This window comes from Dendronalium sp. ChiSLP03b (assembly GCF_034531165.2).
GTDB lineage: Bacteria > Cyanobacteriota > Cyanobacteriia > Cyanobacteriales > Nostocaceae > Dendronalium > Dendronalium minutum.
The window spans coordinates 1-22,942 of record NZ_JAVRBR020000148.1 but is presented as its reverse complement, the minus strand read 5'-3'; the positions used below and the strand labels follow the sequence as shown (position 1 = coordinate 22,942).

Here is a 22,942-nt window from a genome sequence, read left to right as displayed (position 1 = left end):
TATTGCACTATTTTAGCCTTGCCATGCCAGTAGTGGCATGGCAAGGCTAAAATGTTGCATTAAAAATCTCTGAAAAATTGAAGTTTAGACACATAATCGAATTTTTCTATTGCACTACTTTAGCCTTGACACGCCACTACGTATATTTTAAAAATCAAATACAAGTCCTATATATCTTTATGCATATACGTAAATAAATAGTTTCTATCAGAATAAATATATATTTGTCTAACTTATATACCAGAAAAGAAAATCAAAATTTTATATGTAACCAATAGCACTCATTTTGATTCAAACTAACTATATGGGAAGTACGAATTTTAAATGGAGATGGTGATATATGAGTTTGACAGATAGTATATTACTGACGCTACTAAATACTCTTGCCTGTCTGGCTTTACCCAAACTGCTATCTGTAGTTCTAGCTGCCAAAGCTAAAGCTATTAAATCATCGCAGTCCGCCGTAACATCACAAGAGTCCAGTTCTGAAATTCCTAGTTTAGTAGATGCTGCTTGATAAGGCGCAAACATACAGTGTCTAATCGTTAGATATCGCCCTGATGAGGAGAAATAGTTATTTTTGTGGTGCAGGGCGATCGCTTTTACAAAATTTAAATTACGAACATAAAATCACTTACGATTTTCACGCCGCCACTTTTCCCGTACTAAGCGAATTTCATCAAAGGTATAGCTTTCACCAAGTTGTTCTTTAATTGGTGTGAGGGAGATATCACCGAGAACTTCAAAAACTTGCCAAATTTTTTGTTGATGTTCGATTGGCACTAATTGATTTAAATCTACAGGCTGTTTTTTATCAATTAGCTTTGAAAGGTGATTGAAAATTGTAGAAGGGCTGAGGTTGCGTTTTTGGGCAATTTCGGCAATGCTTAAGCCTTGTTGATGCAACTTTAATGTCGTTAATTCAGTGTCAGTAGGTAAATTTTTAAAGGCTGTGGAACTATCCTGCTGTTCTGGTAAACCTTGTTCTTGCCGATAGCCTTTGATTTCTGCAAGGAATTTATTGCCATATTGAGTAAGTTTGTGACTTCCTACGCCAGAGAGTTTACCAAACTCGCTTAAGGTTTGAGGTTGTACTTGCGCCATTAATTTCAAGGTAGAATCTGGAAAGACAACGTAAGGTGGCACAGACTGTTCATCAGCAAGTTGCTTGCGGAGCGATCGCAACCTCTGTAATAATATTTCTGCCTCTACAGCTTTTTCGCTTCCTTCTTCCCAACTAATCTTTTGTACTACGGGAACCGCCAGCGAAACTGTACGCTGTCGCCGCATTACCTGCCAACTTAGGGCATTTAGTTTCAAAACAGAGTAACCATCGCTAGTTTGTTCTAGTAACCCTTGATGTAAGAGAGAACGCCCCAACATTCGCCACTCATCTAAACTTTTATCTTTACCAATGCCATAGGTAGAAAGTTTGTCGTGTTCGTATTGGCTAATTTTCTGGTTTTTTGATCCCCGCAGCACATCAATAATGTGCAGCATCCCAAATCTTTCTTTACACCGCGCCACACAAGATAGAAATTTCATCGCTTCGATTGTCCAATCTTGCACTGGTTTTGGATGACGGCAATTGTCACAGTTACCGCAATTTCCTGCAAAACGTTCCCCAAAATAACCAAGTTGAATTGTACGTCGGCAGTCTGTACCTTCAGCATAGTCAATTACCTGCCGCAGTTGTTGCTTGGCAATCAATTGTTCTTGGGGGTCAGTTTTTTGATTAATACTCCATTCAATGGTTTTAATATCACTAAAACTAAAAAACAGTGTACAACGCGAAGGCTCACTATCCCTTCCCGCTCTACCTGATTCTTGATAATAACTTTCCAAATTACGCGGTAAATCAAAGTGAACTACTAACCGCACATCTGGCTTATTAATTCCCATCCCAAAGGCAATTGTTGCCACCATCACACGCACATCATCGCGAATAAATCGAGTTTGATTTGTTGTGCGTTCTTCATCACTTAACCCAGCATGATAAGGCAAAGCGGAAATTTTATCATTTTGCAGTTTAAACGTGAGTTCATCAACTTTTTTGCGCGTTAAACAATAAATAATTGCCGAACCTTCGCGATCTCGAATCAGTTCTAATAATTCAGCGTAAGCTTGTTTGCTTTTAGCACGGACTTCGTAATAAAGATTTTGACGGTTGAAACTAGCAAGGTGAATACTAGGTTGCTTTAGCCCTAGTTGTTGGATGATATCAGAACGAACGCGATCTGTTGCTGTGGCGGTGAGGGCAATAGTGGGGACATCCAAGTAGCGTTTCCGCAGAGATTTCAACTGGCGATATTCTGGGCGAAAGTCGTGTCCCCATTCAGAGACACAGTGCGCTTCATCAATGGCAAAAGTAGAAATGCCGACTTGGTGATGTACTAAATCCAGAAATGGCAGAAATCTTTCGCTGAGGAGACGTTCAGGGGCGACGTAAAGTAATCTAACCTTACCGCTGAGGATGGCATCTTCACGCGATCGCACTTTATAAGCATTCAAACTACTATTGAGAAATGTGGCGCTAATATTATTATTTCGCAGTGCTTCCACTTGGTCTTGCATTAAAGCAATTAACGGCGATACCACCACCGTTAAGCCTTTTTTAATCAGCGCTGGTAACTGAAAGCATAAAGATTTACCCCCACCTGTCGGCATCACTACCAGTAAATCTCGATTTTGCAGCGCATCTTCAATAATTTGACGCTGTCCAGGGCGGAACCTGTCGTAACCGAAGTGATATTTTAGCGCTTGTTCGAGATTGGGATACTGAAGCATAGCGATCGCTTTTTTGGGTGCGTTCTGCGTGGGTAGTGATGAAGATACCAGCATTATAAAAGCACAAATGATTTACTACATCCTCTCTGCGCTTCTAGGTGAGTTAATCTCTCAGCTAAAATAATTTAGGCATGACCTAAAGAAACTAGCACAACTTTACTAGGAGACAAAAAATAATGGTCACCAGCCTGAAAGAACTCTTAGACGATTCAGAACTTGCACAAATTGATGACCCAGAAGAAAAGTTTGTCACGAATGGTGTAAGTTGGCAAATGTATGAAGGACTGTTAGCCAAACTAGAAGATAACTCTCATTACCGTGTTACCTATTTAGATGGAATTTTAGAAATTGTGTCACCGTCTATCAGACATGAAAATATTAAAAAATGTTTGGCTATTCTGATAGAACGCTATCTCTACTCAAAGCGAATTAGATTCAGTCCAATGGGGAGTTCAACTATTAAAAAACAACTCAAGCAAGCTGGGGTTGAGCCAGATGAATGTTACTGCATTGGCGAGAAGAAAAATATCCCAGACTTAGCTATAGAGGTGAACATTACCAGTGGGAGTATTGATAAATTAGAAATTTATCGCCGCTTAGGAGTTACTGAAGTTTGGATTTGGCAATTTAATCGACTCAGACTTTACCATTTACGGGAACAAACACCATCTGAGTTATTAGATACCTACGGCTATGAAGAGATTACCTCAAGTGAATTATTGCCAGAACTAAATATTGCTTTATTAGAAGAATGTGTCCAGATTTCAGATGACATTGAAGCTATTGACCAATTTGAACAAGCTAGAAATTACAGTTGAGAAATAGGTATAATATTTCCGCTCATAGCATCGTGCCAACCCTGACGAAAACTTTCGCTTGCAGACTCGGCAACTTCCTCATCCTCCTCATTCTCTTCCGCTATGAGTACAATTACCCGAACGCGGCTGTGTTTTGCCAAAGTCAACGGTTCATCTAAAGAAAGTTGACCCAGTTCATTGACAGTTCCTTTAACTTCAATTGCTTTCATGTTTTTGAATGCGATCGCCTTCACTAATTAGTATGACCTTTACAGCGTTCCAAGTTTTGTTACGCATCATTTATAAGATTTGCTTAAGCTGTAGTAACCACAACATAAGCATTTGCCACAAATAAACAAGCTGTGGTAACGACACAAGTTGATTGATAAGTTGTGCTTAAGCTGTGGTAACGACAACATAAGATTTGCCACGGATAGATAAGCATTCGTAACGAAACAAGTTGTGTTGTTAATGAACAAACAAGTTTTTGTTACTAATGGATTAGCATTCTGAAACAAACAAGTTGTGTTGTTAATGAACGAACAAGTTTTCGTTACTAACGGATAAGCATTCGTAACGAAACAAATTGTGTTGGTAACAAATGGACAAGCTGTTGTTACCACGAGAACTTTATCTGTAACGTAGCTGCTGCAAAAGTACTTAAATTATTCTTGTGAAGAGGATTCTCTTTAAGCTTTGCATTGCACGAGTAGCAACATTAGACTGATCGAAGCTTGACAAAAATCTAAGTAATGCATATTCTGGACACATTTCCAGAAAATATTATAGTAGTTATAATCAAACGCCGAAGAATCCTTTAAAGTTTTTACCCTCGCAAATCGACTTTTGTGAAAAAGCAACATTTTTTACTTGAACATCTTCTGTAAACTATCTTTTTTTTATACTAAATCGTAGAATTTTAAGGTGTAGTGTATTCCCATATATATAACGCGACTTTGGAGTTGACGATGACAGGCGAACCAACTATTAAATTTACTTTTGCCGTTGACGATCCAGAGTTTGATGATGAAAGACGGCAAAAAATAGCTAGCAAGCTGCTGTGGGAAATTCGTGATCTGGATGAGGTAGAGAAGGCTGATCGCGCCGAAGATTTGAACCCAGAAGCGGGAAGCAAGCCAGGGTTTGCCACTTTGATAGGAGTGCTGACGGCTGAGGTGAATCTAAAGAACGTCAAAGGTTTTTTAAGCTTTTTGGGCGATCGCCTGGGTGACAAGCCGATGAAAATTAGTGTCAAAGTTGGAGATAAAGAAGTCAACATTGAAGCAAAAAGCCAACGAGAGCTATTAGAGAGTGAGAGAATAGTAAAAGACCTTTTGGCTGCAATGGGTGACGGCAAAAATGGCTAAGAAGATAGCGCTGCTGATTGGAGTCAGTGAGTACGGTGAAGGTATCCCTCCTCTGTCATCTGCACTCAATGATGTGGAAGCTATACAACGAGTTTTACAACACCCAAATCTGGGAGGTTTTGAGCAGGTTGAACGGCTGCTGAATCCTGATGCCATCACCATGCGAAAAGCAATTCAAAAGTTGTTTAAAGGAGCTTCTAAAGACGACTTAGTATTATTCTTTTTCTCTGGTCATGGTATTACTAACGATCAAGATCATCTCTATTTAGCGACTCGAAATACAGCTAAAGACGATTTTGAAGCTACTGCTGTAGACGCAAATTTCATCCAAGGACAATCAAACAATTGCTATGCTAGACGGCAAGTTTTAATTTTAGATGCTTGCTACAGTGGTGCGATCGTTCAAGGTTGGCGAACAAAAAGTGTGGATGTAGATCTCAAAAAGCAGTTAGGCGCGGAGGGACGAGTTGTTCTCACGTCTTCAAGTGCAACTCAAACTTCGTTTGAACAAGAAGGTTCAATACTTTCGCTCTACACTCAGTATTTAGTTGAGGGAATTGAGACAGGCGCAGCAGACACAGACAATGATGGCAATATTCATGTACAGGAACTGCACGCTTACGCTAAGGCAAAAGTTCAAGCAGTGAAGCCTAAGATGACACCAGAAATCATTCTGGATAAGGAAGGATACAATATTTTACTGGCTTATGCCCCAAAGAATCCAAAGGCAGAGTATCGCAAGCTAGTTGAACAATATGCTCAAAATGGTGAACTTGATGAATTTGCTTTCTTAGTCTTAAAGCCAAAACGGAAAATATTTGGACTCACAGATGAAGAAGCCGAGCAAATAGAAACCGAAGTCCTAAAACCTTTCCGTAGACGGTTTGCAAACTTAGAAAGCTATAAACAAGCTTTTGCAAAGGCTGTCGAGCAAAAATATCCTCTGGATGAACATACTCTGAGGATACTTAAGGATTACCAGCAAGATATTTTAGGTCTTAGAGATGAGGATGTAGCGTCGATTGAGTTAGAGATCAAATCTACTAAAAAAGCACAAAAGGAAGTTGTAGCCTTTGATGTTGATGCTTTTCTTGAGGAAGCGAAAGAATTGGAGAAACTGCAAAAAAAGGAAGTTGTAGCCTTTGATGTTGATGCTTTTCTTGAGGAAGCCAAGGATTTACAAATTCACCAAAAACCAAATAATGGATTAGCCTCTGATAAAGGTGTAGACTATGGGCGGTTGCGCGATTTACTCAAAGCTGGAGAGTGGAAAGAAGCGGATGAAGAAACTCGAGCAGTGATGCTAAAAGCTGCTCGCAGAGAAAAAGAAGGCTGGCTTGATATCGATTCAATTGAAAAATTTCCCTGCACTGACTTACGCACGATTGACCAATTGTGGGTAAAATACAGCAACGGAAGACATGGCTTTAGTGTGCAGAAGAAAATCTGGCTAGAAGTAGGACGAAAGTGGAATGTTTTCTACACTCGTGTAGGATGGCAAATATCGGGAAAATGGTTCTTAGGTGGTTGGGTAAGCAAGGAAGATATAGAATATGGCACTAATGCTCCTAAAGGTCACCTCCCTTTTAGGGCACAACACTGGGTGAAGTTTAGGTTGGAAAACTTAGGGGAGAAGGGAATCTCTTCTCTCGTGTCCAGACTTGGTAACTGTAACATATAAGGCTTACAGAAAATTGTGAATCTTCACAAACTAGTCATTTTCCACGAAGCCTTGCGGTTTCTACGTTGACCTTACCTGGCACTGTGGCTTTCCGGGCAAAAAAGAGACAATGTTGTTTTGCTTGTAGTACGCTGCTAGCAACTTGCGGGTTGTAACAATTAGCAAAAATAAACTGCGATGCCACTTTTTCTATTTCTTCGTCAGTCGCTTCCTACTCATCTCAAGGTAGTCTCATTTGTCTTGGAGAAGGTTTCTTCACCTTGCGTTTTCCCTTCAACCGTTACAGTCATCACCTACTCCTTCGGATAACTCGTAGGGTAGAAAGTGAAGCAATCCCAAACCCCTCATGCTCAAATGACTTATTCTTCTGTTGAAGCTTTTCGATTAACTTGCCACTTTGCGTCCATACAGTATCGCCAAAATTTTCGCCGATTTTCTCTTGTGCTTTAGTCCAAAGTATAGAGGCGATCGCAGTTACAACAGCCGTCAGCGTCACAGATACCATAAATTCACTACAAACTAGGTAGATGTAGAAATTACTTCAATTTTCACACATACCCTTTCGCAAAAGCTTGGCACTAATTAGAATCCCCAAAGCAGAAAGCTATAGAAAGCTATAAGTAGGTGGAGGTGGACATAATTAAATATTAAATGTCAACCTGTGAAACCCTGTCATCAACTGGTTTTTCCCTTCTGCCTCTCCGAAGTTGCTCCACTTGGTGAGGCAGTCGGAATCTTGGCGGTTCCCGTCGAGTCCGAACTGCTGAACCCGAAGGGGCAAAGCCCAAGACCGCACTTCTCTCTGCCTCCTGCCTTCTGCCTTCACTTAGAAATGTCAAAATGTTATATGTAAACTTTATTCACAAAATCATTTATGCCGAAAGCAATTTGGAATGGCGCAGTTTTAGCCGAAAGCGATGACACCGTAGTTGTGGAAGGCAACCATTATTTTCCTGCTGATGCCATTAACAAGCAGTATTTTCAAGAAAGTAATACCCACACTACTTGTCCGTGGAAAGGCGTTGCCAGTTACTACAGTATCGATGTTGATGGTCAAGTCAACAAAGATGCGGCTTGGTACTATCCCAGCACTAAGGAAAAAGCTAAGAACATTGAGGGATATGTCGCATTCTGGAAAGGTGTAAAAGTCGAATAGGCCTGAAGAAACTGCCGTTCATTACGGGCGCAAGGTCTTGCGCCCGTACAGGAGTTAGAAGTCAGAATATAGATTGATACAGTTAATAGTTATCAGTCAACAATTACAAAGTAGCCATCATTAACTATGTACACCAAGACAGATGAAAAACTTTTCTTTCCTTCTGCCATCTGCCATCTGCCCTTCGGGTGACGCTCCTAACGTCGCTAACGCTGCGCTAACAGCAGTTGCTCATGGGGGAAACCCCCAAGACCGCACTGCTTCACCTCCTGCCTTTTTCAAGCTAGCTATGCACTAATTGTTGGTTTGTACAATAAGTTGCGAGTTGCTACCATTCCTGTAACCAAACGCTCCATATCTTCTCGCGTATGAAGAGCATTGACTGTAATCCGAATCCTGGGTTTAGCAATAAACCAAATTGGAGATACCCAAATACCGTGGTCTTCCATGATTTGTCTAGCAAACATCTTGGGATTGATTTCTGGCGGTAAAATCACTGGCACAACATTGGTTTCGCCAATCGCCACAAAACCACGATCGGTTAGACACGATCGCAAATACCGCGTATTATCCTGAAGTCTTTTTACTTGTTCGGGATATTTGCGAACTTGACGAATACTCTCCAAGGCCGCAGCAGTCAGTGGTGGTGGCAAAGAAATTGTGCCAATTGAAGTCGGAGAAACATTCAATAGTGGTTTCAACTCTGCAACATGGGTACTGATGGCAGCTCCGGCTGAGGCGGCAAACTTAGAGAAAGTTGTCATAATCAAGGGCACTACGCCCCGCGCAATGGCATCAGAGGGTAAAATACCAAAATGTTCGTAAATCCCTCTACCAGTTGCGCCAATTGCCCCACTAGCATGAGCCTCATCCATCACGAGTACGCTGCCTTCGTAATTGTGCAGCACATCCAACATCTGTGGTAGGGGTGCAATATCGCCGTCCATTGAGAAGACTGCATCCGAGATTACCATAATGCGATCGTTGGGTCGCGCATACCGATGCAGTTTGCGAGCTAAATCTGCGACATCACAATGACGGTATGCTTTGACTCGGACGCGAGGGCTATGACCAAATACCTTACCAGAACGAGTTCCAGCATTGACAACAGCAGAGACAATACAGCCATGATTCAGGACATCAGTGAGAATCAAAGTCTCTTGGGTATGCTGAAATCCTGGTACTGGGATTGCCAAGTGACAGAAAGCATCCATTAAGGCTTGCATTGCCATCCAGGCATTCATGAATAGCTGGGTATGGGGCAAATGCTTAAAAGCGGAAATCTCATCTTCTAGTTGTTGGTGCAGGTCAATACGACCACTCAAGACTGAGCAGGAACTGTTAGACGTTCCATACTTGAGAATTGCATCAATAGCAGCTTGCTTGACAGCTTCTTCTTGAACTAGCCCTAAAACATCATTCGTACAAAAGTTAAGAACTGTTCGGCGCTCGCCAGTTGTTGCTTCTTCTATCTCAACTAAATTACCTTGTTTTTGCAGACAAATATACTCATCTGGATCGAGTCCACTCTCGTACCAGCGTTGGACATATTCTTTGATAATTTTCACAAGTTTACTCCTGTCACCTTCTCTGAGATGGCTTCTCGCCTTTGCCTCAAAAGCATACTTTTGCGGATTCTATATTCGTTATGCAGCTATCATAAAAAGCTACATAAAATCAGAGCTAATAGTGTTTATTAATACATTTTGCTTGTGAGCCGGGACATTTAATTACATCCTGATAATGGTTATGCAATGGATTTGTTATGGGAGGCGCTAATACAGTTAGCTTCATTTGATTCGATTTCTTTTAGTTAGATTCAGTTTGAAAAGAGGCGATCGCCAACAGAGTTAGAGGTATTTTTTAAGTTTTAGTTTCCATTCGGTTGTGATTGACTTGATTGTTGCATAAATTGTTCATACTGCCGGATAATTAATCGCTGGATGGCTATAATTGCCGGGTTGATTTCGACATAACGACGTTGAGGATTAGCTAGATAGGTCTGCTGTTCGCTCTCGATCATTTCAATATCTTGGGCTAAAAATTTTGGCAACACAAAGCGCAAAAGCATTGCTCGTAGCAGTGGTTTTAGGGGGTTAAGTATCCATATGGGTAGGCGAACTTTGAAAAAGAACAAGGCAAAAGACCGACTTTCGGTAGGACTTACTGGTAGTCGCATTAAGTATAAACTGGAAACTCCCTGTAAAGAAGTGTAATAGTGAGGGTAGCGATATTGCACGCATACAGGTAAAGTTGTCACTTCATCAGCGCGATCGCTCAAACCTAAAAATTGCGCCATGCGACCTTTATAGGAAACTGCATATTCAGCCGAAACCGCTGATTCTGTTTCTTTCAAACTCAATAAAACTGGATCGAACCAACCTTGCAAGTTTTGGTGCAAAAAACCATGAAACACGTCCATGGTGTTCTCATTGCATATCGAAAAATGTGCCTGAAAGTGGGCACTAATCGGTACCATTAGCAACTCAGGTTGGTCAAATTCTGGTATGCAGGGTGGCTCTTGTGCGATCGCTAGGGTGGGATCTCCAGGAAAAATCCAAATGATATTATATTTTTCTTGAATTGGATAACTGCGGGCTTGGGCGCGTGGTAGCTTCTGTTCTTTAGCTAGATAAGGAATACTGACGCAATCTCCACTGCCATTAAATTCCCAACCATGATAAGGACAAGCCAAGTGACAACCTTGGACTTTGCCCTTGTGCAGTGCTACACCCTTATGGGGACAAGCATCCTCCAACGCATGAAGTTGACCGTTGGCATCCCGGTAAACAGCGATCGCCTGCTGCCAAATCATCACTGACACAATCTCGCCCACTTGGAGTTGGCTTGCCCAACCAACTGCATACCAGTAATTCGGGTTAATACCTACCTCGCGGACATGGTTCTGAACTTTCTGGCTTTTTAAGGTCGTGGCTAGTTCCATTTGCTCGAACTTCTATTGCCTGTCTCTGTTATAATACTTAAACTTACAGTATTTCTTAAGTCAATCATCTTGTCAGCATAAATGCAGGCATTACAAAGGCTTTTCACTAATGGTGACTTGTCTACCTAGGTTTTAGTTGCCGAATGTTTCAGGTGTCTCATAGATGATACGCGATCTCAAGCTGTTAGTGCTGCTTTTGGTAGGCTCTCTCACCACAATGGTAGGGGGCGTTGTAGCTCCGATTTTGCCAGAAATGGTGCAACAACTTCGCCTCGATCCTGGGTTAGCAGGCATCCTGGTGAATATGCATTGCTTAACTATAGCCTTATTCAGCCCCCTGTTAGGCATCTTGGCAGATCGGGTTGGCAGGTTACGCGTCTTGATCCCCTCGCTACTCGTCTACGCCTTGGTTGGGATTGCGGGAGCTTTCATGGAAAGCTTTTGGCCTTTATTAATGACGCGGGCATTGCTTGGCGCTGCCAGTGGTGGAATTGCAGCGGCTAGTCTAGGCTTGCTGGCAAGTATGTATGAAGGGGAAGCGCGATCGCAAGCTTTGGGTCAAGCAACTAGTGCCCTAACAATTGCTGGTATTCTCTTTCCCCTACTGGGTGGCTGGGTAGGTGCAACTCACTGGCAATTTACCTTCTATCTCTACGGATTGGGCTTGCCGCTAGCTTTCATTACAGCCTCAATTTTCCGCAAAAATCGATCGCTACAGACGCAAGCGAAAACAGTGGAACCACCCCAAAAGTTGCGCCAAGTTTTAGGCCATCCTTATGTACTGTGGTTATTACTCACTCTAAGTTTGGCATCAATTGCCATGTCTTGCGTAGTTATCTACGCACCGCTCTATCTGAAAATAAAGATTGGCGCTGGAACCATGCTCAACGGTGTGGTTCTGGCATCAAGGGCAATCGGTGCTGCGGGTGTATCGGCATTTGGAGCAAGTCAGCTCGCTAAAAATATAGGTGTAGAGCGTTCTACAGCAATCGGCTTCGGATTGATGGCGGTGACTTTGGGAACAATCCCATTACTGAGTCAAATCAATTTGATTATATTGACAGCGGTGCTTTTTGGTGTTGGATTTGGCATTGTTGTACCCAATCTCTACAGCGCTCTTGCTAACGTAGCTCCAGCAAAACTGCGATCGAGCGTGTTAGCTGCGGGAACAGGCGCAGGCTTTTTAGGACAGTTCTTTTGTCCCATACTACTTGGGGTAGTACTCACTCATAGCGGTCTAGAATCGGTATTTTACACAGCAGCAAGTATATCTTTAATGGCAGGGCTGTTGCTAATCCTAGTTGCTACAACAACTTTATTAGTTAAACCAAGTCCTCCGGAAGCCTAACTTCTTGCTCGACCCTTAGTCCTGCAAGAAAATTTCGGTCTTCGCTGATGTGAGGAAATTTCAGTTGAGAATCAGGCATTCCCCTTTGCAACTGCCGTTGGCGGACGATCGCAAAGCTTCCCACCTCTAAAATTCGCAATCGGGGAGCAGGCACCTGATCTGGGCGCTTGGAACCGTAGTATAAATTTATTTGCTTGAGCTTGTTGTCAAAGCTAGCTAAAAAAGCTTGAGGATTGTTGAGTGCCTGTCCGGGGGCGAGTTCAATATTTACTAAATAGTGAGCGGGGAACTCATTCTCAGACAAAGTGATACAAAAATCCTCCAAAGGTAAGCCAAATTCTTGTTGTAGGGCTTGCATCACTTGTGTAGCGTGAAATTCAGTTGTCTTCTCAGAAGTAGAAGACAGCAATCCACCTCGACGGTAGCGAAATACTATCAAGGGAGCCTGTTCGTAAAAACCCACAACTTCAACGACATCGCCAATATCGTAACGATAGAAGCCATTATAGTTAGTCATCAAGATGCGGTAAAGTTTTCCTGGCTGAACTTCAGTAGCTAGTAGAGTTTTGGGATGTTCTGCCTCCCATTGGCCTTCTGGAATGAACTCAAAAAAACTACTTTCAATCGCCAAGACGCTGCCATCCTGGTTGACATCAGGGTAAATGCTAAACATACCTTCTGCCGATGAATAAGCCGCCCCAAATATGGGAGTATCGCCAAAGTAGCTTGGAAATCGCTCAAAATAAAAATCCGATGTTCCTCCCCGTGCAGCGGCGATAAAGGCAAGATTCGGCCATACGAGTTTAGGAGTCAGTCGGCCTTCTGACTTCAAAATTGCTTGTAATTGAGCGGCTCGCTTCGGAGATGCTGACCATTGTTGCTCTAAAAGAGCGCGAATTTCTGGTTTGAGTTCTAACCAAGGTGCGATAGTTCCTTGCTCTAAATCCCGAATCAAATCTGAACCATAGCGCTCTAAATAGTTGCTCGTTCGCAGGATGAGCATGGGAAAATTCGCTATCATTCCTCGCATTGACACCTCACGCAAGGCAAATAGCAAACAAACATAGTGGCGGGTTAGGCTATCCCCAGGCTGTAGAGTTTCGTAAGGATTGGCAAAGAATTGCTTATAAAGTCGCTTATCCATGCGAAGGACACCAGTGCTAGCAGGGCCGTAACTTATACCACCGCTTGTGCGTCCCCCCAGTTCTACTGAGTTAGTTACTAATAGTTTGCCAAACTGGAGTTTTTGTCTAGCGAGTGCCTCACTTAAAAAACCAATACTGGTGAGAGTAGCTGCTCGGACAACATTTTGCGATCGCCTCGTGGTCGGGATCGTTTTCTTTTTCCCTGTGGAACCACTGGTTACGGCTAGATACACAACCGGATCGGCTGTCAGAATGTTTGTTTCCCCGCGAGCAATGCGTTCGGTATAAGATTCATAGCTGCTATAAGGTAGAATCGGAATCTGCTTTTGAAATTGCTCGATAGTTTTAATATCACTCAATCCATATTCGCGGCCAAATTCAGTATTTTGATAAGCTCGTAAAAGTTTGCGTAAAAACTGCTCCTGCACCGCATCGGTTTGACGGGTTTTATGAACGAAATTATCCTTGACTTGTCTAGCAACAGTGGTCAACAGTGAAACTAAAAAATTTGTCATTGAGGTTTTGCAAAATCAAAGCTTGTAACTACGAAGATTAAAAAGCTGATGCTACGTATGTAGTGAATTTACATTAATTGAGAACTGTTTGTAGCAACAGTTGTAAATAGTGATAGATTAAATTTGAAAAACTGTACGGAGGAGGATTCGTGCTTCTGTTAGCGAAGCTTTCTATGGGAATCGCCTGTTTTGCCTTAGCATTTGTCTTAGCAAGTTTAGTGGAATACTGGCTACATCGCTTGATGCACTTATCACAGCGCATTGGCGAACGTCACCGAGACCATCATCGCCGTAATGAAGGACAAGGAGTGCTGTGGGAATTTCGAGACTACATCAGAGGCAGCTTTTTAGTAATGGCTTTGATGTTCTTCTTCTCTTGGGAAGCGGGAATTGGTTGGTTCCTAGGTGGACTAGTTTATGCTGCATTTTCAGCTTATGCCCATCAGCTACAGCACGATAACCCAACCAAATGCTTCTGGATGAAAATGCCCGTTCACTACGTACACCACAAGTATGGAATGTGGCATCACAACTTTGGTTTAGCCGTAGACTGGTGGGATCGGGTCTTTGGCACATATAAACTTGTAGAATGGTTGACACAAGAAGAACTGACGCGACCCGAACGGGGTTATTTACAACTCCGGTGGTGGTAAACTATTACCACAACATAAAAACTTTTGTTTCTAATAGCACTATCACTAAAAACTTAGTGATACTGTTCCGGAAATGCTGCTAATTATCCTCATTAGGTGCAGTTGGAGAAAAACCAATTTGAATTACTTTCAAGAGGCAAAAGCCCATTTTGTTGCCAGTCATCAACATCCGATCAATCAGATTTTGCATCACTTAACCAATGTGCTGGCGATCGCGGCTGCTGTTTTTTTGTTCTACGATTGGCGACTTACACTCGTTTGCTTGGTGCTGACCCAAGTTTTTGCCCTAGGCGGACATGCAGTCTTCGAGAAAAATGAACCCGCCTTTGTCAAATATCCGGGAATCACCATCTTAGTCTCAATGTCGTGGTCTTTTGAGAACTGGTTTGGTCTGCGCCAAGTCTGGGAACACTTCAAGCAAAAAACAGCTTCAGGAATCAGTTCTCTGCAAAAAAACTTGCCAAGTGGTAGAGAAGTTTAACTGATAACTGAACGCTATAAAAATTTTCAGGAGTAGAATTTATGTATCAAGGCATACTAGTAGTTGATGCTGATGCTCATAAGTTAGAAAATCCCTTGGTAATGCGGGATTATCTAGAACCGGAGTATCGCGATCGCATCGGTCTAGTAATTGACAGCCTAGGAGATCAACGGGCGCGCATCATCGACTTCAATCCGGCAACCGGTAAAAATGACTTTATGCGGATGTTTCCTCAACCGCAGGGCATGGGGAAAGGCGGCTTTCGCAACTTGCATCCAGATACAACTTTGGGGGCAATGTTCAATAAAGTGCGAATAGAACATATGGATGCCGAAGGCATTGATGTTCAGGTGATCTATGGCACATTGAATTTGGTCTTTTCCAGCTTACTAGATAAAGATTTAGCGATCGCTCTTTGTCGCGCCTATAACAGCTACATTGCTGACGATTGTAAGGGGTACAATAATCGCCTCAAACCCATTGGTGTATTACCGTTACAGGATGTAGACGCTGCGGTTGCTGAGATGCATCGTTGTGTTAATGAACTTGGCATGATTGGCGTAGCCGTTGCTCCTAACTTGCCAATTCCCCATCCCAAAGCACCAGAAGCTTTTCCAGAAATTCGCACCTGCAAAACAATTAGCCATCCTGACTTTCACCCAATATTACAAGCAGCCGTAGACCTCAACATCTCACTTGGCATTCACGGTGGCCCTGGTTCTTACATGGTGGGTGGTATTTCCGATCACACCGAAACGTTTGTCCTGACCCACATTTTCGTGCAGCGGAACCAGCAACAACTGGCTTTAGCACGTATGGTCTTTGATGGAGCCTTCGAGCGCTTTCCCACACTGCGGGTAGGCTTTTTAGAAGGCGGTTGCGGTTGGGTACCAGATTTAGCCCATGCCTTTCACGAACATTGGGAAAAACGCATCCGTGACTTCGATCCCAAAAATCCCTATCGCCCTTCCTTGATGGAATTCACCAAGCTGATGATTCAAGAAAGAGGCACCCACAACAATATCAACTTGATTAGCCAAGCTAAAAATCTCTTCGATTTATTGTGGAATGTGCAACACGACCCCACAAAAATAGAAGATGCGAGTTTGTACGAACACTACGACCTGCGTCACCGAGATCCTTTAGAGTACTTTGAACGCGGTCAGATATTTACCTCTTTTGAATCAGATGACCCCGGCCCTGGTTATCTTCACGTTGCTATGGGCGAAGTCGGTAAGCGCCTGGCTTGCTTCTCTGGTGATTATGGTCACTGGGATGGCGTACTCCATAACTGCGTTCAAGATGCCGCAACAGTTGCTGATTATGACCGAGAGCATTTAGAACTTTTGTTAGGTGGTAATGCTCTAGCGCTGTATGGCGATCGCCTGCGCCAATCCTTACCTATGGTAGTGTCAACTTAAGCGCTCCTTAGCTAGTTCTTTTTAGCTCTATTTGTCTCCAGCCCAGGACTTAATGACAATTGCAACTTCTCATTTACCTCGCCCCCGTTGGAATGTTATTTTCTTTACGGGTGCGCTTCATTTGACAGCTTTACTAGCACTTTTTCCCAGTAACTTTAGTTGGGCTGCGGTAGGTGTAGCAGTATTTTTGCACTGGATGACAATTAGTTTAGGAATTTCTCTGGGCTTCCATCGCTTAGCGAGCCATCGGAGTCTGCAAACTCCCAAATTGCTCGAATATTTTCTAATTTTCTGCGGCACACTAGCAGGTCAAGGAGGAGTTATTGGTTGGGTAGGCTATCATCGGGCACATCATTTGCATACAGACAAGCAAGCAGACCCTCATAACTCTAATCAGGGTTTTTGGTGGAGTCATATTAGTTGGTTAATGCATGATATCCCCACAAAAACACAACTTCCTCGCTTGACCAAAGATATTGCCAACGATCCGTTTTATCAGTTCTGCCACAACCACTACATTACAATGCAGGTAGGTTTAGGCATCCTGCTTTATTTGCTAGGCGGCTTACCTTTCGTACTTTGGGGAATTTTTGTACGCTTGTTTGTTGGGTTTCACAGCACTTGTTTCGTCAACAGTGCTTGTCATAAATTTGGCTACCAAACTTATGATACTGGCGATCGCTCAACCAATTGTTGGTGGGTTGCCCTACTCACCTACGGTGAAGGTTGGCATAACAATCACCATGCTTTTGAACATTCTGCTCGTCACGGTTTGCGGTGGTGGGAAGTTGATATTACCTGGATAGCGATTCGACTTCTACAAGTATTCAGACTGGTCACTAAGGTCAGGTTGCACAGAACCGAAGTAGGGCGGGCGAGGTAGATATCGCAACACAGATGCTTTGAGGATTGATAAGACCATGAAAGTTTTACTTCTATATCCGCTTTTTCCTAAATCCTTCTGGTCTTTTGACAAAGCCCTGGAACTCATCGGCCGTAAAGTTTCATTCCCACCTTTGGGAATGATTACAGTTGCGGCTATCCTGCCTCAAACTTGGGAGTTTCGCTTAGTAGACCGCAATGTGCGCTTTGAAACGGAAGCGGATTGGAATTGGGCAGATTTGGTAATTGTTTCCGGTATGATTGTCCAGAAATCAGATATGTTGCAGGCGATCGGCGAGGCCAAACGCCGAGGCAAACTAGTTGTGGCGGGTGGCCCTTACCTAACTTCTGTTCCAACAGCAGCCGAAGCAGCAGGAGTGGACTTTCTGGTTTTGGATGAAGGCGAGATTACTCTACCAATGTTAGTTGAGGCTCTAGAACGGGGCGAAACAAAAGGAGTATTCAGCGCCAAAGGAGAAAAGCCTGATGTCACTAGCACACCGATTCCCAGATATGACCTGCTGGATTTAGAAGCTTACAGTGATATGTCTGTACAGTTTTCGCGGGGTTGCCCGTTTCAGTGCGAGTTCTGCGACATTATTGTGCTTTACGGGCGGAAGCCACGTACCAAAACACCCGCGCAGCTATTAGCTGAGTTGCAAGTTCTTTATGACCTAGGCTGGCGGCGTTCAGTTTTTGTAGTCGATGATAACTTCATCGGTAACAAGCGCAATGTCAAGCTGTTGCTGCGCGAACTTGGCCCTTGGATGGCAGCCCATGGCTATCCCTTCCGCCTCTCAACTGAAGCCTCAGTAGATTTGGCACAGGATGAGGAACTGCTGGATTTAATGATTGCTGCCAACTTTAGCGCCGTATTTTTGGGCATTGAGACACCGGATACAGATAGTTTGACGTTGACGCAAAAATTTCAAAATACCCGTCATTCCTTGATGGAATCAGTCCAGATAATTAATCGGACAGGTTTGCGCGTTATGGCTGGTTTTATTATTGGCTTCGATGGTGAAAAGACAGGAGCTGGCGATCGCATCATTGATTTTGTGGAAGCGACTGCTATTCCGCAAGCAATGTGCAGTATGCTTCAGGCACTTCCCAACACAGCACTCTGGCAGCGACTTCAGAAGGAAGACCGTCTGCTAAATGAAGAAGCTAACATCAACCAGACAACGCTAACCAATTTTATCCCTACTCGTCCTTTAGAGGAACTAGCCCGCGAGTATGTGAGATGCTTTTGGGAACTGTATGAACCGAATCGCTATCTGGCACGAGTTTTTCGGCATTTCATGGCAATGAAGCCAAGCCCTAACAAAAAGAAATTCCGTATCCCAGAATTCAAGGATATTCGAGCATTGGCGATTGTTTGTTGGCGACAAGGATTCAAGCGCAGTACACGCTTTCAATTCTGGCATCAGTTATTTGCAATTATTTCTCATAATCCTGGCGTGTTGGAATCATACATAACTAATTGCGCCCTCTTTGAACACTTTGTAGATTACCGCCAAATTGTCCGCGCTCAAATCGAAGAGCAACTGGATCAATTCTTGGCAACAGAAGAAGCAAATTTGAAAACTCAGACTATTGAAGAGAAAAAGGTCGCTTTTTTGTAGGTATCATTTACATTCATCTGAGGATTAGTACTTATAGAGAAATCATCGTTCGTATACCAAAAACATGCTCAAGACTTAGCAGATGTAACTTTAATGCATGTTAAATTATTTACGCAGACATGATTTCTCTAACTTTGAAAGTTGTCAAGAAGACATTATCAAACATTAATTATTACTAAGATTAGACATGTAGCATTACAGCTTGTTAGTTAATCTCTTATATGAATCTATATCAGAAATTTTAAATCAGGTGATTACTCAAACAGCCAAATTTGACATTCGACCTGTTACATCTACAGCAGATAATCAAATATTCCTTGATATCCCTGCGCGGATTTATGCCAAAGATTCCTACTGGGTGCCGCCTATCCAAAGCAGCATAGCCAAGCAATTTACACCAGCTAATCCCTTCTTGAATTACGGTAAACTGCAACAGTTTATTGCTGTATCTCAAGAAAATTCTCAACCAGTAGGACGGATTGTTGCCGCAGTTAATCAACGCCTGATTGAACGTGAAGCTCAGAATATTGGTCTGTTTGGCTTTTTTGAATGCATTCAAGATTTTACTGTTGCCCAAGCCTTGCTAGATACTGCCTGCAAGTGGCTGCGAGAGCAAGGTATGACTGTAGCTCGTGGCCCGATTGATTTTTCTACCCACAATAATTGTCTATTTTTAGTCGATGGATTTGACTCACCGCCAATGGTGATGATGCCCTACAATCCACCTTATTATCCAGAGTTTATGGAGCGGGATAATTGGCATAAAGCCAAGGATGCTTATGCTTATGATTTCCCTTTAGATAAACCTCTACCACCAGAATTTGAGAAAGCTTATCGAATTGCTTGTAAATCAGGTGTTAACTTTCGTCCAATTGCAACGAAAGGTGAAGCATTTGAACGAGATGCCAGAAGTATTTATCAGCTTTTTAATCGTGCTTTTGCCCCTAACTGGAGTTCAACACCACGCAGCGAGGCAGAATTTTTAGAAGAAGCCAAAGATTTGCGGGATTTGATAGACCCTGATGTATTCCCAGTTGCGGAATATAACGGCGAAATGGTCGGCTTTTGGATGGGTTTACCTGATTACAACATTCCGCTAAAACAAGTTAATGGAAAATTAAATTGGTTGGGAATTCTTAAGTTTCTTTGGTATCGCCGCCAAATAGATCGCGGACGCGTAATTGCTATTTGTTCTCTACCAGAGTATCGGCGAAAAATGGTTCCTTTAGCTTTGATTTATTTGGGAATGCAAGGTGGAAAACAAAAAGGCAAACCCTATAAAAGAGCGGAGCTTTCTTGGGTTTTTGAAGATAATTTTCCTTCACGTAAATTAATCGAAGCCGCTGGTGGCAAAATTTATAAAACCTATAGAATTTACGAAAAAGTCTTATGAAGGCACTAGTTACAGGAGCCAATGGATTTACAGGTTCTCACTTAGTAAAAGCTCTACAAAAGCAAAGCACAACTGTTGTCGGACTGGTACGAAAATCTAGTAATTTAGCACGTCTTTCCGATCGCAACGTGCAACTGATTTACGGCGATATCACTGACCGAGATGCATTAAGAACAGCGATGACTGGTGTAGACACAGTTTTTCACACTGCTGCTTATGTAGAGCTAGGAATTGTCGATGAGCTAGAAATGGAACGGGTGAATGTTGAAGGTACGCGGGCGGTGCTGGAAGTAGCCCAAGCAGTTGGTATATCCAAATTAGTGTACTGTAGCACCATTGGGATATTTGGCGATACAAAAGGTCAACTTATCAATGAAACCTTCCGAAGAACGCAGAAAAACTTTTCCTCTGCTTACGATCGCACAAAGTATCAAGCTCAACAACTAGTAGATAAATTTGCCAAAGATGGGCTTCCTGTAGTCAGCGTTCTGCCTTCAGGAATATTTGGTGCAGATGACCCTCATTTTGGGCCAGTGATGCAGCAATTTGTTAAAGGAAGATTAAAGGTGTGGGCAGGTGGCGATCGCATTACTGGTATCGTGCATGTAGACGATTTAGCCGCGGCGATGATTTTAGCAGCAGAGAAAGGTACTGTCGGAGGGCATTACATCATTTCTGCTGGCGAGCTAAAAAGCCGGGAAATGTTTGAGATTATCTCCAAAGAAACAGGCATTCCAGTCCCTCGTGAAGTTCCAAAACCTCTGGTTAGGTTTGCAGGAAACTTACTCACTCCCATAGGAAAGCTGTTGAAATGGCAACCACCCATTAGTCGGGAGCGCGTTCACTACATTTACGACCGTTGCGTTCGAGTAGATGCCACCAAAGCCTGCAATGAACTCAACTGGCATCCTCGCTCAACTTCAGAAACTTTACTTGAGTTAATTGGCTGAATTAAAGGAGGCAGAAGTGAAGAATTATTTACCTTGTCTTCGTTTTCCCCGTGTCCCCGCGTCCCCGCGTCTTTCTGTCTATTTGAAATAACGCACATTAAATGTCTTTTTCTATACGCCATGTTCAATGTCTGTAATGATATCCTCAGCAATGAACATTACACCTCCATAATTTAGATACAGGGAGAATCAATGTCCGTTACCAATTCACCACCCCAACTGCAAAGAGAATTAGGGGTTTTTGGTGCAACCCTGATGGGACTGGGTTCGATTGTCGGTACGGGTGTATTTGTGAGTATTGGTATTGCAGCGGGAATTGCTGGGCCTGCGGTAATTTTAGCAGTGGCAATAGGCGCGATCGTCGCTACCTGCAACGGACTCAATAGCGCGCAGTTAGCAGCTAATCATGCAGTCAGTGGTGGTACGTATGAATATGGGTATAAATATCTCACCCCCGCCTTTGGCTTTACAGCAGGCTGGATGTTTTTGGTAGCAAAGACAGCTTCGGCAGCGACGGCAGCCTTGGGTTTTGCTGGGTACTTGCTGAATATTGTCGGTTTAAGTGCCAATTGGGTTGTGCCTATAGCTCTCTTGGCTGTAGTAATAATGACGCTAATTGTATTGAGTGGTATCCGCCGCTCTCATGTTGCCAATACTGTAATTGTGTCGGTAACGCTGCTGTCTTTGGGATTTTTTATCCTGATTTGTCTGCCGCGTACTGCTGAGGTGGGACTTGACAATTTGACACCTTTTTTTACCAGTTCCCCAGGAGCGGTACTCCATGCTAGCGCCCTGATGTTTGTCGCTTACACGGGTTATGGTCGCATTGCCACCATGGGGGAGGAAGCGCGTTCCCCCAGGCAAACGATACCGAAAGCGATGATTGTCTGTCTAACACTAACGATGTTGCTGTACATAACGGTGGCAACAGTTGGTATTGGGGCTGTGGGTGTAGATGTCTTGAGTGATTCCGTAGGACAAACGAAAGCAGCACCCCTAGAAGTGGCAGCTCGTAGCGTTGGAGGTTCAAGCGCTGCCTTAGTCTTAGCTATTGGTGCAGTGACAGCCATGTTGGGTGTGCTGTTGAACTTAATTTTGGGCTTATCCCGCGTCTTACTGGCAATGGGACGACGTTCCGATGCTCCCAGATTTTTAGCACGTCTCAATCGACAGCAGACAGCTCCACACTGGGCAGTGATAGTAGTTGGGGGAGCGATCGCTCTATTAGTATTATTAGGCAATGTTAAAACTACGTGGTCGTTTAGTGCCTTTAGCGTCTTAATTTACTACGCAATTACCAATTTAGCCTCCCTGCGACTCAATGCATCTGAGCGACTTTATCCTGTGTGGGTTGGTTGGGTAGGTTTTGCGTCTTGCCTATTCCTGGCTTTCTGGGTAGAGTCTGTTATTTGGCAAGTCGGCTTAGGCTTAATTGTTGCTGGCTTAATCTGGCACAAAATTCGACGTGCAGTGTCTTGACGACAATTTAAATGAAAAACTGGTTCACTGCGTCTCTGCGTGAGGCTAATTCATACTTTCACTCCGCAATGCCCTCTAAGTAAATGAAAAAAATATTAGGAGTTACGCACTGAAGCCTGAAACCTAGATCCCCCCTAGCCCCCCTTAAAAAGGGGGGAACTTCTAAAGCCCCCTTTTTAAGGGGGTTGGGGGATCTGAGTGCGTAAGTCCTGATCTATTTAATCCACATCTGTAGTCGTGGCGCAATGCCCATTAATGTCAACTTCAGGTTAAAGCCAGTCTAGAAAAAGCTTTTAGCAGATTATCTCGTTTCCAGTC

General features: G+C 43.2%; 23 protein-coding genes. 15 read left to right on the top strand and 8 right to left on the bottom strand.

Features of this window, described 5'->3' with window-relative positions:
* Positions 1-340: 340 nt before the first annotated feature.
* Complete coding sequence (locus RMY31_RS34430) at positions 341-517, top strand: hypothetical protein (protein WP_322664671.1); 177 nt, start codon at positions 341-343, stop codon at positions 515-517.
* Positions 518-630: 113 nt separating this feature from the next.
* On the opposite strand, the gene recQ is transcribed toward RMY31_RS34430, so the two are convergent.
* Positions 631-2,787, bottom strand: coding sequence for a DNA helicase RecQ (gene recQ, locus RMY31_RS34425; protein ID WP_322664677.1), 2,157 nt, complete (start codon positions 2,785-2,787; stop codon positions 631-633).
* Between the two features lie 176 nt (positions 2,788-2,963).
* Here recQ and RMY31_RS34420 point away from each other — a divergent pair, with 176 nt between their 5' ends.
* A complete protein-coding gene (locus tag RMY31_RS34420; protein ID WP_322664669.1) occupies positions 2,964-3,605 on the top strand; it encodes a Uma2 family endonuclease in 642 nt (213 codons plus the stop codon).
* Here RMY31_RS34420 and RMY31_RS34415 read toward each other — a convergent pair.
* Both RMY31_RS34415 and RMY31_RS34410 read right to left on the bottom strand, forming a co-directional pair.
* Positions 3,596-3,814 carry a hypothetical protein gene (locus tag RMY31_RS34415; protein ID WP_322664667.1) on the bottom strand — a complete coding sequence of 73 codons (219 nt, stop codon included), beginning with the start codon at positions 3,812-3,814 and terminating at the stop codon, positions 3,596-3,598. The two genes, RMY31_RS34420 and RMY31_RS34415, sit on opposite strands and share 10 nt — an antisense overlap.
* A 459-nt stretch (positions 3,815-4,273) precedes the next feature.
* Entirely contained in the window at positions 4,274-4,447 is a 174-nt protein-coding gene (locus tag RMY31_RS34410) for a hypothetical protein (RefSeq protein ID WP_409879294.1), read from the bottom strand.
* A gap of 105 nt (positions 4,448-4,552) precedes the next feature.
* On the opposite strand from RMY31_RS34410, the gene RMY31_RS34405 reads away from it, so the two are divergent.
* Together RMY31_RS34405 and RMY31_RS34400 are read left to right on the top strand one after the other, a co-directional pair.
* Positions 4,553-4,951, top strand: a complete 399-nt coding sequence (locus tag RMY31_RS34405; RefSeq protein WP_322664665.1) for a hypothetical protein — start codon at positions 4,553-4,555, stop codon at positions 4,949-4,951.
* Entirely contained in the window at positions 4,944-6,632 is a 1,689-nt protein-coding gene (locus RMY31_RS34400; protein WP_322664663.1) for a caspase, EACC1-associated type, read from the top strand. Before RMY31_RS34405 ends, RMY31_RS34400 begins: the two co-directional genes overlap by 8 nt.
* 289 nt (positions 6,633-6,921) lie before the next feature.
* On the opposite strand, the gene RMY31_RS34395 is transcribed toward RMY31_RS34400, so the two are convergent.
* Together RMY31_RS34395 and RMY31_RS34390 are read right to left on the bottom strand one after the other, a co-directional pair.
* The gene (locus RMY31_RS34395; RefSeq protein ID WP_322664661.1) at positions 6,922-7,137 is read right to left on the bottom strand and encodes a hypothetical protein; all 216 of its coding nucleotides are present in this window, start codon (positions 7,135-7,137) and stop codon (positions 6,922-6,924) included.
* 142 nt (positions 7,138-7,279) lie between these two features.
* Positions 7,280-7,471 carry a hypothetical protein gene (locus RMY31_RS34390; protein ID WP_409879291.1) on the bottom strand — a complete coding sequence of 64 codons (192 nt, stop codon included), beginning with the start codon at positions 7,469-7,471 and terminating at the stop codon, positions 7,280-7,282.
* Positions 7,472-7,506: 35 nt separating this feature from the next.
* Between RMY31_RS34390 and RMY31_RS34385 the strand changes: the two genes are divergently transcribed.
* Positions 7,507-7,788 carry a DUF427 domain-containing protein gene (locus RMY31_RS34385; RefSeq protein WP_322664659.1) on the top strand — a complete coding sequence of 94 codons (282 nt, stop codon included), beginning with the start codon at positions 7,507-7,509 and terminating at the stop codon, positions 7,786-7,788.
* Between the two features lie 142 nt (positions 7,789-7,930).
* On the top strand, positions 7,931-8,086 hold the full coding sequence (locus RMY31_RS34380; RefSeq protein ID WP_322664657.1) for a hypothetical protein: 156 nt from the start codon (positions 7,931-7,933) through the stop codon (positions 8,084-8,086).
* Here RMY31_RS34380 and RMY31_RS34375 read toward each other — a convergent pair.
* Entirely contained in the window at positions 8,076-9,356 is a 1,281-nt protein-coding gene (locus RMY31_RS34375) for an aminotransferase class I/II-fold pyridoxal phosphate-dependent enzyme (protein WP_322664655.1), read from the bottom strand. The genes RMY31_RS34380 and RMY31_RS34375 overlap by 11 nt on opposite strands.
* 302 nt (positions 9,357-9,658) lie before the next feature.
* Positions 9,659-10,732: an aromatic ring-hydroxylating dioxygenase subunit alpha gene (locus RMY31_RS34370; protein ID WP_322664653.1), complete on the bottom strand. Its 1,074-nt coding sequence runs from the start codon at positions 10,730-10,732 to the stop codon at positions 9,659-9,661.
* Between the two features lie 163 nt (positions 10,733-10,895).
* Between RMY31_RS34370 and RMY31_RS34365 the strand changes: the two genes are divergently transcribed.
* Positions 10,896-12,080: an MFS transporter gene (locus tag RMY31_RS34365; RefSeq protein ID WP_322664651.1), complete on the top strand. Its 1,185-nt coding sequence runs from the start codon at positions 10,896-10,898 to the stop codon at positions 12,078-12,080.
* Here RMY31_RS34365 and RMY31_RS34360 read toward each other — a convergent pair.
* On the bottom strand, positions 12,055-13,740 hold the full coding sequence (locus RMY31_RS34360; protein WP_322664649.1) for a GH3 auxin-responsive promoter family protein: 1,686 nt from the start codon (positions 13,738-13,740) through the stop codon (positions 12,055-12,057). The two genes, RMY31_RS34365 and RMY31_RS34360, sit on opposite strands and share 26 nt — an antisense overlap.
* Before the next feature lie 173 nt (positions 13,741-13,913).
* Between RMY31_RS34360 and RMY31_RS34355 the strand changes: the two genes are divergently transcribed.
* The 8 genes from RMY31_RS34355 (at position 13,914) to RMY31_RS34320 (ending at position 22,624) form a co-directional block, all read left to right on the top strand.
* The gene (locus RMY31_RS34355; protein ID WP_322664675.1) at positions 13,914-14,393 is read left to right on the top strand and encodes a sterol desaturase family protein; all 480 of its coding nucleotides are present in this window, start codon (positions 13,914-13,916) and stop codon (positions 14,391-14,393) included.
* Positions 14,394-14,511: 118 nt separating this feature from the next.
* Positions 14,512-14,874 (top strand): Mpo1-like protein, encoded by a 363-nt coding sequence (locus RMY31_RS34350; protein ID WP_322664647.1) that lies wholly within the window; start codon positions 14,512-14,514, stop codon positions 14,872-14,874.
* Between the two features lie 41 nt (positions 14,875-14,915).
* Positions 14,916-16,295 carry an amidohydrolase family protein gene (locus RMY31_RS34345; RefSeq protein ID WP_322664645.1) on the top strand — a complete coding sequence of 460 codons (1,380 nt, stop codon included), beginning with the start codon at positions 14,916-14,918 and terminating at the stop codon, positions 16,293-16,295.
* Between the two features lie 52 nt (positions 16,296-16,347).
* Positions 16,348-17,178, top strand: coding sequence for an acyl-CoA desaturase (locus RMY31_RS34340; RefSeq protein ID WP_322664643.1), 831 nt, complete (start codon positions 16,348-16,350; stop codon positions 17,176-17,178).
* A gap of 37 nt (positions 17,179-17,215) precedes the next feature.
* Entirely contained in the window at positions 17,216-18,802 is a 1,587-nt protein-coding gene (locus RMY31_RS34335; protein ID WP_322664641.1) for a B12-binding domain-containing radical SAM protein, read from the top strand.
* 250 nt (positions 18,803-19,052) lie between these two features.
* Positions 19,053-20,195, top strand: coding sequence for a GNAT family N-acetyltransferase (locus RMY31_RS34330; RefSeq protein ID WP_409879286.1), 1,143 nt, complete (start codon positions 19,053-19,055; stop codon positions 20,193-20,195).
* Positions 20,192-21,145, top strand: a complete 954-nt coding sequence (locus tag RMY31_RS34325) for an NAD-dependent epimerase/dehydratase family protein (RefSeq protein ID WP_322664637.1) — start codon at positions 20,192-20,194, stop codon at positions 21,143-21,145. Before RMY31_RS34330 ends, RMY31_RS34325 begins: the two co-directional genes overlap by 4 nt.
* Before the next feature lie 192 nt (positions 21,146-21,337).
* Entirely contained in the window at positions 21,338-22,624 is a 1,287-nt protein-coding gene (locus RMY31_RS34320) for an APC family permease (RefSeq protein WP_322664635.1), read from the top strand.
* Positions 22,625-22,942 lie beyond the last annotated feature (318 nt).